This is a genomic window from Pseudomonas solani, from assembly GCF_026072635.1.
GTDB lineage: Bacteria > Pseudomonadota > Gammaproteobacteria > Pseudomonadales > Pseudomonadaceae > Metapseudomonas > Metapseudomonas solani.
On sequence record NZ_AP023081.1, the window covers coordinates 2749696 to 2762105 of the forward strand.

Below are 12410 nucleotides of genomic sequence, written 5' to 3' on the forward strand. Positions count from 1 at the left end.
GCTCGGCCTCCTGAAAGGGGCATTTGGCGGCTGCTCCAACTTTCTTCGTCCAACGCATCACCACGTGGTGCGCACGGACTTTCGTAGGATGGTGTAGAGCGAAGCGAAACCCATGCGGTGGAGGTGGCACGAGCCTTGGGGCGCCCGGAAAGTGCCGTGCTTGAGCGCCTGCATTAAAACCACAAAGCTAACGCCGACAGCGCCATTTCAATCGCCAAGCGGCGCGTCGCGCCGCCATTACGCGCGTCAGCCGGTCGCCTTGGCCAGCTGCAGGTCGAGGTAGTCGTAGGCGATCTGCAGCGCCTGCCGGGCGTTGAAGGTGGTGCCGGTGAGGGCGCTGCGCAGCCACAGGCCGTCGATCAGCGCGGCCAGGCCACGGGCGGCGGCGCGGGCGGGTTCCTGGGGCAGCACGCGGCGGAATTCGCAGCACAGGTTGGAGTAGAGGCGGTGGTCGTTGACCCGTTGCAGGCGGCGCAGGGCGGGCTGGTGCATGCTGGTGGCCCAGAACGCCAGCCAGGTCTTCATGGCCGGGCCGTTGACCTGGCTGTCGTCGAAGTTGCCGTCGATGATGGCGCGCAGGTGCGCCCGTGCGGAGTCGTCGCCCAGGGCCGCGCGACGTTCGCGCACGGCCGTGCTCAGGGCCTGCATCAGGTGGCGCATGGTGGCTTCGAGCAGGCCGTTCTTGTCCTTGAAATAGTGGCTGATGATGCCGTTGGAGACACCGGCGAGGCGGGCGATGTAGGCGATGCTGGCATCGCCCATGCCGACCTGGTCGACGGCTTCGAGGGTCGCGTTGATCAGTTGCGAACGGCGGATCGGCTGCATTCCGACCTTGGGCATCAGGCACTCCAGACGACGAATTCGGACGAAGGAAAGCGCGCAGTCTAGGGCGTATCAAATTGATCGATCAATCAAGAAGGTCGCTTCAAGGATGACCCGTCGGTCAAAGGCATGCGCCGTGAAGCGTTGGAAAAGGCGGGAGGCATAACGAAAAACGGCGATGCGTACCGGGGGCACGCATCGCCGTCGAGAGGTTGCCAGCGCTTACTTAAGCCATTCGGCCACGCGCTCGGGGTTCTTGGCGATCCAGGCCTTGGCGGCCTCTTCGGGCTTGGCGCCCTCGCGGATGGCCAGCATCACGGCGCCCACTTCCTCGCCGTTCCAGGAGAATTTCTTGAGGAAAGCGGTGGCTTCCGGCGCCTTGGCTTCCAGGCCCGGGTTGACCACGGTGTCGACGTGTTCGTCGTCGCCGAAGACCTTCTTCGGGTCTTCGAGGAAGCGCAGTTTCCACTTGGCGAACATCCAGTGCGGAATCCAGCCGGTGACGACGATGGGCTTCTGCGCCTTCTCGGCGCGGGTCAGGGCGGTGGCCATGGCCGGGCCGGAGCTGGGCATCAGCTTGATGTCGAGGTTGTACTGCTTGATGGCGTCTTCGGTGCGGCGCATCACGCCAGCGCCGGCGTCGATGCCGGTGATCTTGCCGTCGAAGTCCTTGCTGTATTTGTTCAGGTCTTCGATGGATTTGGCTTGCACGTAGTCGGGCACGATCAGGCCGATCTTGGCGCCCTTGTAGTTGGAGCCGAGGACCACGACCTTGTCTTTCAGCTTCTCGAAGTATTCGCCGTGGGTGGCGGGCAGCCAGGCGGAGAGGGTGCCATCCAGGTCGCCGCGGGCGATGCCCTGCCACATGATGGCGGGCTCCACCGGCTTGAGCTCGACGCCGTAGCCGAGTTTCTCCTTGAGTATCTCGCCGGCGACGTGGGTGGCGGCGACGCTGTCGTCCCAGCCGTTGACGTAACCGATCTTCAGGGTGGGTTTGTCAGCGGCGTGGGCGCCGAGGCCAATGGCCAGGGCGGCGATGCCGATGGATTGCAGACACAGGGACTTCAGCTTTCGCATACGTAATGCTCCATCAGGTGGGATTGGCAGCTAGCTACGTTGGATGCCACGGGCCCGTTCTCGGGCGGGCTGGGTGGCGCTGCACGCCACGGCCCGGTGGGGCCGTGGCGGCAGGAGACGGGAAGCGGAAAATCAGAGGCCGACGTGTTTCTTGACGGCGGCGGCGCCGTCCTGGCCATCGAGGGTGGTGACGCCGGCCAGCCACTTGTCGAGGATCGCCGGGTTGGCCTTGATCCAGTCCTTGGCGACCACGACCGGGTCTTCCTTCTTGAGGACGCGGTCCATCAGCTGGCTTTCGATCTCGACGCTGAACTGCAGGTTGTTCAGCAGCTTGCCGACGTTGCCGCAGCGCGCCTCGTAATCCGGCGGTACCACGGTGTAGACCTTGGCGGCGCCGAAGTCCGGGCCGAACACGTCATCGCCACCGGCGAGGTAGGTGAGGTCGAACTGGGTGTTCATCGGGTGCGGGGCCCAGCCGAGGAAGACCACCGGCTCCTTCTTCTTCACCGCGCGCTGCACCTGGACCAGCATGCCGGCCTCGCTGGACTCGACCATGCGGAAGCCGCCGAGACCGAACTGGTCGCCCTTGATCATCTTGTCGATCAGCAGGTTGCCGTCGTTGCCCGGCTCGATGCCGTAGATCTTGCCGCCCAGCTGGTCCTTGAACTTGGCGATGTCCTGGAAGCTCTTCAGGCCCGCTTCGGCGGCGTAGGTGGGCACGGCCAGGGTGTACTTGGCGCCTTCCAGGTTGGCGGTCGGCAGCACCTTCACGCCGTTGCCCTTGGTGAAGGGCTCGATCACGGCGTCCATGGAGGGCGCCCAGTAGCCGAGGAACACGTCGATCTGCTTGTTCTTCACGCCGGTGAAGGCGATCGGTACAGAGGCCATGATCTTGCGCGGGGTGTAGCCCAGGCCCTCGGTGAGGACCATCGCGACGCCGGTGGTGGCGGAGATGTCGGCCCAGCCGATCTCGGCGAAACGCACCTGTTTGCAGCTCTCCGGGTCCTGTGCCCACGCGCCTTGCACCAGCGCGCAGGCCAGCAAGCCGGCACCCGCGATCTTCTTCATGTTCATCATCTGCAACTCCCTGCTACTGGAAAGTGATGGCTTCTGTTTTCTAGGTATACGTTATTGCCGTTGCAGCTTGGCCCGCGCGCTCAGCCAGCCGAACAGACGGCCGCGGGAAGCGGTTTGCGGGGTGCCGAAGCTTTCGGTGATGCGGTCGAGGATGATCGCCAGCAGCACCACGGCCATGCCGCTTTCGAAGCCCAGGCCGATGTCCAGGCGCTGGATACTGGCGAGCACGTCGTTGCCCAGGCCGCCGGCGCCGACCATCGAGGCGATGATCACCATCGACAGCGCCATCATGATGGTCTGGTTGACCCCGGCCATGATCGACGGCATCGCGTTCGGCAGCTGCACCTTGTATAGCAGCTGCCAGCTGGTGCAGCCGAAGGATTGCCCGGCCTCGACGATTTCCTTGTTCACCTGGCGGATACCGAGGCTGGTGAGGCGCACCGCCGGCGGCATGGCGAAGATCACCGTGGCGATGATCCCGGGCACGCGGCCGAGGCCGAAGAGCATGGCGGCGGGGATCAGGTAGACGAACGCCGGCATGGTCTGCATGAAGTCGAGGATGGGACGGATGATGTAGGCGACCCGTTCGCTCTTCGCCGCCCAGATGCCCAGGGGCACGCCCAGCAACAGGCTGATCAGGGTGGAGGAGAAGGTCAGCCCGAGGGTGACCACCGTCTGTTCCCAGAAGCCGGTGAGCACGATGAGCACGAAGGCGGCGGCGGTGAACAGGGCGAACTTGACGCCGATGCGCCACAGCCCGAGGCCGACGAAGACGGCGATCACCAGCCAGGCCGGCGGCCACATGAGGAAGCGTTCGATCAGCTCGGAGAAGCCGCTGACCACCGCGCCGATGTTCTCGAAGGCACCGCTGTAGTTATCCAGCAGGTGCTGGACGACGTCGTTGACCCAGCTGCCCAGATCCAGTTTCTCGCTCATGGTCATTCTCCCTGCAGACGGCTAAGCAGGCGGCCCTTGCTGATGGCGCCGCAGTAATGGCCGTCCTGGTCGACGACAGGGATGGGGCCTTCGTTGTCCACCAGGCGTTCGATCACCTGTTCCAGCGGAAGGTCCTCGGGTACCGGCACGATGTGCTTGAGCAGTTCAGGCTCCAGGCACTTGTTCTGGCCTTCTTCCACCAGCAGGGCGATCTTCTCCAGGCTGATGGAGCCACGGAACTTGTTGTCCTCGTCGACGATGAAGGCGTAGTGCTTGTCCAGTGCCTGCAGCTCCTGGCACACCTGCTGGGCGTTGGGCGCCTTGCCGTTATGCACGTAGAGCGGGACGCTATCGGACTTGAGCTGGCCAGCGGTGAGGTAGCGGCTGGTGTCGACGGTGTCGAAGAAGTTGCGCACGTAGTCGTTGGCGGGCTTCTCGATCAGTTCCTGCGGGGTGCCGACCTGGACCAGCTTGCCGCCTTCCATGATGCCGATGCGGGTGCCGATGCGCATGGCCTCCTCGATATCGTGGGAGACGAAGATGATGGTGCGACGGTGAGTCTTCTGCAGCGCCAGGAGGACGTCCTGCATCTCGCGGCGCTTGAGCGGGTCGAGGGCCGAGAAGGCCTCGTCCATGATGATCATCGAGGGGTCGACCGCCAGGGCGCGGGCCAGGCCGACGCGCTGCTGCATGCCGCCGGACAGCTCGTGGGGGTACTTCTGCGCGAAGGGTGCCAGGCCCACCTGCTCCAGCACTTCCATGGCGCGCTGCTCGCGTTCCTTCTTGCCCTTGCCGGCCACTTCGAGACCGAAGGCGGCGTTGTCCAGCACGGTGCGCGAAGGCATCAGGGCGAAGGACTGGAAGACCATGCTCATGTCGCGGCGACGCAGGTCGATCAGTTGCGCCTTGGGCAGCTTGGCGACGTTCTGGCCGTCGATGAACACGTCACCGGCGGTGGGCTCGATCAGCCGGTTGATCAGGCGGATGAGCGTGGACTTGCCCGAACCGGAGAGGCCCATGAGCACGAATATCTCGCCTTCCTCGACGCTGAACGACACGTCGCTGACGCCGATCACCGCGCCACGTTCGGCGAGGATCCTTTCCTTGCTCCAGCCTTGCTTGAGCAAGTCGATGGCTTCTTGTGGCTGTTGGCCGAAAACCTTGTAGAGGTTCTGGACAACGATTTTTCCAGACTGCATGGGATGGTTCCCCTTCAGTAGACATCCAGATCAGCTACACGGGACCGGACGGGCGCCACGGGGACGCGCCGACAGGCGATGCCGACTGTTATTGCCTGTGTGGGTTTACTGGTTCCAGGGCTTGGCAGGAGAATCGCGCAACCGGCGGAGCGGGCTAGGCACTGCACGGATTCGAGGATTCGCCATGACACCTGGGGTGTATGGACGAGCGTTCGATTCCTTGAGTTCCTAACCATCATTCCGCTGTTTTGCAAACCGCTTTCCAAACCCTCTGGCAGTGCTACGAAACCCTGTCCTTGGGTCGATCAACACCTCGTCCTGAGGTGTGCGTACATCCGAAATTTCTTGTAGGGCGGGCGCCTTAGACATTGGCTCCGCCGTTTTCTGTTCTTCGGTCCAGGGCTGAGGGCCCAGGTCTGTCAGTTCAGGCTTGAAAGGACAGCGACGAAATCGGCTGAGTCAACGATATAGCCTCGGTAGCCGGGCAATTGTCGGTTTACGACCCTGACGTGTTGGGCGACGACACAAGGCCGGTTGCCGAAAAAAACCATAACAGAAATTTTTCACCTGTTGGGGATGCTGAAACCCGCGCAGGGCGCGGGTTTCAGGGGTTGACACGGCCTCAGGCAAGAGCTGCCGGGGGCTACAGCGGATTCGAGAAAAAGCGAAATTCATGGCGCTACGGCAAGCCCGAGGGCGGCATTCGCCATTTTCCCGTCGCGGGTGGTGACGCCCACCAGCCACTTCTCCAATTGCTCCGGATGCGCCTTCAGCCAGGCCTTGGCTTCGCGCCGGCGGTTGGTGCTCTGGTTGAGGATGGCCCCCATCAGGTGGTTCTCCATATCCAGGCTGAACTCCAGGTTGCCCAGCAGGCGCCCGAGGTTGGGGCATTCCTTGGCCAGACCGGCGCGGGTGTTGGTGTAGACAGTGGCGCCGCCGAAGTCGGGGCCGAAGTAATCGTCGCCGCCAGCCAGGTAATGCATCTGGAACTGGTTGTTCATCGGGTGCGGCTCCCAGCCGAGGAACACCACCCATTGCTTGAGGTGTTCGGCGCGCTTCACCTGGGCCAGCATGCCACTCTCGCTGGACTCCACCAGCTTGAAGTCGGCGAGGCCGAACGCCTTGTCGTCGATCATCTTCTGGATCAACTTGTTCCCATCGTTGCCAGGCTCGATGCCGTAGAGCTTGCCGCCCAGTTCCTTCTTGAACTTTGCCAGGTCGGCGAAGCTTTTCAGGCCGCCGTCATAGGCGGCCTGGTTGACCGCCAGGGTGTACTTGGCGCCCTTGAGGTTGGCACCGAGGGTGTCCACGCTGCCGTTCTCGCGGTAGGGCGCGATGTCGTTTTCCATGCTCGGCATCCAGTTGCCGAGGAACACGTCGATCTTCTTTTCCGACAGCGCCTTGTAGGTGTCGGGCACCGAGAGCCGCTTGACCTGGGTGCTGTAGCCGAGCTCGGCGAGCACGTAGCGGGTGACGGCGGTGGTGACGGTGATATCGGTCCAGCCGACATCGGCGAAACGGACGGTCTTGCAGGATTCCGGTTCAACGGCGGCCTGTGCCAGCAGCGGGGTGCAGAGCGCTACGGCCAGGAACCGGGGGATCAATGGGTTCATGGGGACTTCCACAGCAGAGTCGAGGGGATGGCGATCGCCTGTCCGCGCGGCGAACGGACTGCTGCTGGCCGGTGCGGGTGCGCCCGGATCATGTGACGAAGTCGGGCGGGCTTCTACGAAGCAGGTCGCAAGCAGGAAGGTGCTGTCGCTTTTTCATCCATGACGCCGCGGCGTATTTGGACACGAGCGGGTCGGTGTGGGACGCCGGCTCGCGGTGGAAATGCAGATGATGTCGGCCACGCCCCATCACCCGTCGCGGAGACCATCGTGGCTATCAGCGTGTTCGACCTGTTCAAGATCGGTATCGGTCCCTCCAGTTCCCATACCGTCGGCCCCATGCGCGCTGCGGTGCTCTTCGTCGGCGCTCTGCGTGAGCGCCAGCTGCTGGAGCGGGTGACGCGCCTGGAGGTGAACCTCTACGGCTCGCTTTCCGCTACCGGCATCGGCCATGGCACCGACCGTGCCGTGATCATGGGCCTGATGGGCGAGTGGCCGGACCGCATCGACCCCAAGCAGATTGCCCCGCGTATCGCCGAGCTGCTCGCCAGCGGCACCTTGCCGCTGGATGGTCGCCTGCCGGTGCCCTTCGACTGGCAGCGTGACATGCGCCTGCTCGACGAGAACCTGCCCTACCACCCCAACGCCATGACCCTGGTGGCCTTCGGTGAGAGCGGCGAGCTGCACCGCGACACCTACTATTCCGTCGGCGGCGGTTTCGTCGTCGACGCCGAGCAGGCCGCCGCCGGCCAGCTCGACCAGGATCACACCCGGCTGCCCTACGACTTCTCCAGCGCCGAGGAGCTGTTGCAGCTGTGCAAGCGCCATGGCTTGCGGGTTTCCGAACTGATGCTGGCCAACGAGAAGGCCTGGCGCAGCGAGGCGGATATCCGCGCCGGGCTGCTGCGCCTGTGGGACGCCATGCGCGAATGCGTGGACAACGGCCTGAGCCAGGAAGGCATCCTGCCCGGCGGCCTCAACGTGCGTCGCCGCGCCGCCAGGCTGCACCGCAGCCTGCAGGAGCTGGGCAAACCCAATGTCATCGGCTCGACCATGAGCGCCATGGAGTGGGTCAACCTCTTCGCCCTGGCGGTGAACGAGGAGAACGCCGCCGGCGGGCGCATGGTCACCGCGCCCACCAATGGCGCGGCGGGCATCATCCCGGCGGTGCTGCACTACTACATGAAGTTCAACCCCGAGGCCTCCGACGGCGACGTGGTGGACTACCTGCTGGGCGCCGCCGCCGTGGGCATCCTGTGCAAGAAGAACGCGTCCATCTCCGGCGCCGAGGTGGGCTGCCAGGGCGAGGTCGGCTCGGCCTGCGCCATGGCCGCCGCCGGCCTGGCCGAAGTGCTCGGTGCTACCCCGGAACAGCTGGAGAACGCCGCCGAGATCGGCCTGGAGCACAACCTCGGGCTCACCTGCGACCCGGTGGGCGGGCTGGTGCAGGTGCCCTGCATCGAGCGCAATGCCATCGCGGCGGTGAAGGCCATCAACGCGGCACAGATGGCCTTGCGCGGCGACGGCGAGCACTTCATCTCCCTCGACCAGGTGATCCGCACCATGCGCGATACCGGCGCGGACATGCACGACAAGTACAAGGAAACCTCGCGCGGCGGCCTGGCCGTCAGCGCCATCGAATGCTGACCCGCTTTCGCTCCCCGGCGCGTCGCCTTGCCAGCTTTTGGTGCGACGCTCCGGGGCGCTGCCAGCGCCCCGCGTGACCATTCGGTCACCTGCGCTGCCGTCCGTCTGTTACGCCCGGTATTCCTGGATGTAGCGGGGTGACAACGGCACCACCAGCGGGTGCTACCTAATGCCCCAGACCCCAGGAGTCACGCGGCCTGGCGGTCGTTAACAGAATATTTCTGTCGCTCTCGCCTAGCCCCGCTGGCATGGGGTTTGGATGCGCTTATGCATTTTTATTGAACGGCTGAACAATTTAGGCATGACCTTTGCCTCGTATCAGGGGCAACCGTCTGGGTCAGTCGCCGTACCAGAACCATAAGAAGAGAACCTCGCAACGAAGGTTCACAGCGTGTTTAGCGTGAGGGTTTTCAGATGTCACAGTCCAACCAGGGCTCCCAGCCCCAGAACCGCGCACCCCAATCCATCGGCTTCCTGCTGCTGGACAACTTCACCCTGATCTCCCTGGCCTCGGCAGTGGAACCGCTGCGCATGGCCAACCAGCTGTCCGGCAAGGAGCTCTACCGCTGGTTCACCCTGACCCAGACGGGCCTGCCGGTAAGCGCCAGCGATGGCTTGCAGATCACTCCCGATGCGGGCCTGGAGAACGCCCCGGCACTGGATGCGGTGATCGTCTGCGGCGGCGTCGATATCCAGCACAGCGTTACCCGTGAACACCTGCAGTGGCTGCAATCCCAGGCGCGCCAGGGCCGCCAACTCGGCGCCGTGTGCACCGGCAGCTGGGCGCTGGCCAAGGCCGGCCTGCTCGATGGCTACGACTGCAGCGTGCACTGGGAATGCCTGGCGGCGATGCAGGAGGCCTTCCCCCGCGCCGCCATCACCACCCGCCTGTTCTCCATCGACCGCAACCGCAACACCTCCTCCGGCGGCACCGCGCCGATGGACATGATGTTGCACCTGATCGCCCGCGAGCACGGCCGCGAACTGGCGGCGGCGATCTCCGAGATGTTCATCTACGAGCGCATCCGCAACGAGCAGGACCACCAGCGCGTGCCGCTCAAGCACATGCTCGGCACCAACCAGCCGAAGCTGCAGGAAATCGTCGCGCTGATGGAGGCCAACCTCGAGGAGCCCATCGATCTGGACGAACTGGCCTGCTACGTCGACGTGTCCCGCCGCCAGCTGGAGCGCCTGTTCCAGAAGTACCTGCACTGCTCGCCGTCGCGCTACTACCTGAAGCTGCGCCTGATCCGCGCGCGCCAGCTGCTCAAGCAGACGGCGATGTCGATCATCGAAGTGGCCTCGGTATGTGGCTTCGTCTCCACGCCGCACTTCTCCAAGTGCTACCGCGAGTACTTCGGCATCCCGCCGCGTGACGAGCGCGCCAACCAGAACGCCAACGTGGTCGCCTTGGTGCCCATGCCCGAGGACCTGATGCGGCCTTCGTCCTCCACCGCCATGGCGGCCCTCACCCGCGCCCAGGGTGAATCCACCTTCGCCAGCGTGCGGTTGTAAAACCTCCCGGGGCCGCACAGCGGCCCCTTTTACCCCGGAGGCCAGTTCCGAGCGCAATTCGTAGGATGGGTCGGGCGGCGTTCCGCGAGCTCCGCGAACCCATGCTGCCCGGCCAGCGCCAGGGTCATGTCTGTGCCCGAGAGTGATGGGTTTCGCTTCGCTCTACGCCATCCTACGGGGCTGTGTGCATGGGTTCCGGGCATGAAAAAGGGCGCCATCGGCGCCCTTTTTCGTTGCGGGTGGATCAGCGCGGTACCAGCGCCGGCAGCAGGGTACGGGAGATGGCCTCGCGCACGTTGGGCAGCAGGGTGGCGCGGCCTCCCAGCAGTTCCTCCACCAGGCGCCGCAGGGCCACGGCGCGTTCGGGGCTGAGGCCGCTTACGGCGTGCTCGCAAGCCTGTTCGGCGCTCACCCCCGAGGGAATGGCCAGCCCCAGCGCCACAAGGCGCTCGCGGAAATCTTCCTGGTCGATCAGATCGGCATGCATCATGGCCTGTCTCCTCCGGTCATCGGGCTGCGCGTCAGCGCAGCACTCCTTCTTCCATCAACAGCTTGAAGATAGCCTCGGCACCCTCGTCTGGCGACAGGTCCTTGAGCACCTTGCCGCCCCCGCCTGAAGCCTTGGCCGTGGCCGCCTTCATGCGCTCGGCGCCGGTCTTGGCCTTGATCACCTTGAGGCGCTTGGGCCTGGGCCGTGCCGGCTGCAAGCGTGCCTCGGCCAGCAGCGCGTCTTCAACCACCTCGACGTCGCAGGCCTTGAGCGTGCCGCGTCGCGCCGGGCCGAAGGCACTCTGGCGTCCCACCGGGGCGGCGTTGTCGACGCTGGCGAGAAACGGCAGGCGCACCCGCAGGCGGCGCCGCTGGCCACGGGGCAGGGCTTGCAGCACCTGGGCCACGCCGTTCTCCACCTTCTCCACTTCGGCCAGGCCCACCACCAGCGGCCAGCCGAGCCGCTCGGCCAGCAGGAAGGGCAGCATGCCCGAGCCTTCGCCGGTTTCCGCCTGGCTGCCGGTGAGCACCAGTTGCGCACCGGCCTCGGCGAGGTAATCGGCCAGGGCGGGTAGCGCATCGGCCTGGGCGGGTTGTTCGAGCACGGCGATCTGCGCCAGGCCCATGCCCAGGTAGGCGCGCAGGGCCTCCTCGCGCGGGTTGCCGGCGTGCAGCACCTGCAGGCGTTCGCCACCCAGGCGCAGGCCGAGTTCCACGGCCCGCGCGTCCTGCTCCGCACGCCGTGGGCGGCCGGAGGTGGGGTGAGCGCCGACCGAGACCAGGGCGACGATGTTCAGTGCGTCATGCGGCATCGCGTGCGCCTCCCTGACGGTGTGCGGTGATCCGTTCGATCAGTGCGGCGAGGATGGCGCCGGAGTCGCCGATCACCGAGAGATCGGCACGTTTGATCATGTCGCAGCCCGGGTCCATGTTCACCGCGATCACCTTGTCGCAGGCGCCTATGCCCTGCAGGTGCTGGATGGCGCCGGAGATGCCCACCGCCAGGTAGACCCGTGCGGTGACCCAGGTGCCGGTGGCGCCGACCTGGCGGTTGCGCGGCATGTGGCCGTCGTCCACCGCGACGCGGGAGGCGCCCTCGGTGGCGCCCAGTACCTTGGCCGCTTCGTGGAACTGCGCCCAGTCCTTCACGCCGTTGCCGCCGGACAGGATGAATTCGGCCTCGGCCATGGGAATCTGCGCCGGGTCCACGGCCACTGCGCCGAGGTCCTCGATGCGCGGCAGGCTGCGGGCGATGCTGGCCTGCAGTTCGATGGGGCTGGCTTCGTGGCGGGTCTCGCTGACCGGCTCGGCGCACTCGGCGGCGGCCAGGATCAGCCGCGGCGTGGCGCGCACCAGGTCCTCGCGACCGGCACCGGCGCGACCGCTGCAGTGCTCGCCATCCACCTGCCAGACGCGGGTGGCGGGGCGCTCGCCGAGCTTGGCGGCCAGGCGCCGACCCAGTTCGCCACCGCCGCTGCGGCTATCAGGCAGCAGCCAGTGGCGCGGGGCTAGCTGGCTCTCCACCGCGCTCAGGGCCAGTACCCGCGCTTCCGGCGCGTAGCCGTCGAAGGCCTCGCCCTGGATGCGCAGGATGCGGTCGATGCCGGCGCTGTCGAAGGCGGTTTCCTTGTCGTCGCCGAACAGCACCGCGACCACCGCGCCGTCCTGGCCGGCGAGCTTGCTGGCCAGGCCGAGCAGGTCCTTGTCGTGGCTGCCGAGTCGGCCGCCGACCATGTCCGGCACCACGGCGATGTAGAACGCCGGTTGCGCCACCACATGCAGCGGCAGTTGCACCGCCTCGCTGGCACCGCTGCGCTTGCCGCTGGTGCCCTGCTGGGCGCCGCTGCGGTCGATGCGCTTGATGCCGGCGGGGCCGATGAAGCCGACGGCGATGGCGTGGGGGTTCTTGCGGATGACGCCGTTGGGCCCCATCCAGCGGGTCTGGCCCTGCTGCTGCATTGCGGCGTGCAGGGGGTGCAGGCGATTGCGGGCGATACGCTCGGCACGCGGGTCGCGGCGGATGATGTCGCTCATCGTT

General features: G+C 65.7%; 11 protein-coding genes. 2 read left to right on the plus strand and 9 right to left on the minus strand.

The window, feature by feature from the left end; translation table 11 throughout:
* Nucleotides 1–246: 246 nt before the first annotated feature.
* The 6 genes from betI to PSm6_RS12455 form a co-directional block, all read right to left on the minus strand.
* On the minus strand, nt 247–840 hold the full coding sequence (betI, locus tag PSm6_RS12430) for a transcriptional regulator BetI (protein WP_021218177.1): 594 nt from the start codon (nt 838–840) through the stop codon (nt 247–249).
* A 204-nt stretch (nt 841–1044) separates the two neighbouring features.
* The gene (locus PSm6_RS12435) at nt 1045–1899 is read right to left on the minus strand and encodes a glycine betaine ABC transporter substrate-binding protein (RefSeq protein ID WP_021218176.1); all 855 of its coding nucleotides are present in this window, start codon (nt 1897–1899) and stop codon (nt 1045–1047) included.
* A 132-nt stretch (nt 1900–2031) separates the two neighbouring features.
* Nucleotides 2032–2976 carry a choline ABC transporter substrate-binding protein gene (locus PSm6_RS12440; protein WP_021218175.1) on the minus strand — a complete coding sequence of 315 codons (945 nt, stop codon included), beginning with the start codon at nt 2974–2976 and terminating at the stop codon, nt 2032–2034.
* 51 nt (nt 2977–3027) lie between these two features.
* On the minus strand, nt 3028–3912 hold the full coding sequence (locus PSm6_RS12445) for an ABC transporter permease (RefSeq protein ID WP_021218174.1): 885 nt from the start codon (nt 3910–3912) through the stop codon (nt 3028–3030).
* A 2-nt stretch (nt 3913–3914) separates the two neighbouring features.
* The gene (locus PSm6_RS12450) at nt 3915–5111 is read right to left on the minus strand and encodes a quaternary amine ABC transporter ATP-binding protein (RefSeq protein ID WP_021218173.1); all 1197 of its coding nucleotides are present in this window, start codon (nt 5109–5111) and stop codon (nt 3915–3917) included.
* Between the two features lie 671 nt (nt 5112–5782).
* On the minus strand, nt 5783–6724 hold the full coding sequence (locus tag PSm6_RS12455; protein WP_021218172.1) for a choline ABC transporter substrate-binding protein: 942 nt from the start codon (nt 6722–6724) through the stop codon (nt 5783–5785).
* Nucleotides 6725–6991: 267 nt separating this feature from the next.
* Between PSm6_RS12455 and PSm6_RS12460 the strand changes: the two genes are divergently transcribed.
* Together PSm6_RS12460 and gbdR are read left to right on the plus strand one after the other, a co-directional pair.
* Nucleotides 6992–8368, plus strand: a complete 1377-nt coding sequence (locus PSm6_RS12460; protein WP_043240747.1) for an L-serine ammonia-lyase — start codon at nt 6992–6994, stop codon at nt 8366–8368.
* A 414-nt stretch (nt 8369–8782) separates the two neighbouring features.
* Nucleotides 8783–9883 (plus strand): choline metabolism transcriptional regulator GbdR, encoded by a 1101-nt coding sequence (gene gbdR, locus PSm6_RS12465; RefSeq protein WP_021218170.1) that lies wholly within the window; start codon nt 8783–8785, stop codon nt 9881–9883.
* A 244-nt stretch (nt 9884–10127) separates the two neighbouring features.
* On the opposite strand, the gene PSm6_RS12470 is transcribed toward gbdR, so the two are convergent.
* Genes PSm6_RS12470 through etfA form a run of 3 tightly spaced genes read right to left on the minus strand, consistent with a single transcriptional unit; the run spans nt 10128 to nt 12406 of the window.
* Nucleotides 10128–10373 (minus strand): hypothetical protein, encoded by a 246-nt coding sequence (locus PSm6_RS12470; protein WP_021218169.1) that lies wholly within the window; start codon nt 10371–10373, stop codon nt 10128–10130.
* Between the two features lie 31 nt (nt 10374–10404).
* Nucleotides 10405–11184 carry an electron transfer flavoprotein subunit beta gene (gene etfB / locus PSm6_RS12475; RefSeq protein ID WP_021218168.1) on the minus strand — a complete coding sequence of 260 codons (780 nt, stop codon included), beginning with the start codon at nt 11182–11184 and terminating at the stop codon, nt 10405–10407.
* Nucleotides 11174–12406, minus strand: a complete 1233-nt coding sequence (gene etfA, locus PSm6_RS12480; RefSeq protein WP_265170311.1) for an electron transfer flavoprotein subunit alpha — start codon at nt 12404–12406, stop codon at nt 11174–11176. Before etfA ends, etfB begins: the two co-directional genes overlap by 11 nt.
* Nucleotides 12407–12410: the final 4 nt, after the last annotated feature.